The 349-nt window shown below is 68.8% G+C and carries 1 protein-coding gene; it reads left to right on the forward strand.

Annotation, left to right across the window (positions count from 1 at the left end; genetic code table 11):
• The coding region (locus AC1U89_RS25140) for a hypothetical protein (protein WP_479902330.1) at positions 1-349 on the forward strand (349 nt) is incomplete at both ends.

Raw genomic sequence — 349 nt, forward strand, 5'->3', positions numbered from 1 at the left:
TGGCATCGCTGCTCTGCTGGCAGCTCGGCCGCGATATCGGCGGCGCCGTGGCCGTCGACAACCTCGCCAGCGGCCCGGTGAGTCAGCCGGTGTTGCTGGGCTCGGGCGCGCTGATCGGCGTTGCCACGCTGGCCTCCATCGCCGGCTGGGTAGGACAGCGGGCGCGCCTGGCCGCGATCGGCCGTGCTGCCACGTGGAGCGGGCTGGGGCTCGCGGCTGCGGCCTTCCTCACGCGCTGGTACGAGTCGTACCGCATCGGTGCCGGCATGGGCCACATACCGGTCAGCAATCTCTATGAGGTGTTTGTCGTCTTCATCATCCTGACCGGCCTGATGATGCTGTACATGGC

The sequence above is a fragment of the Caulobacter sp. 05T431 genome (assembly GCF_056665975.1).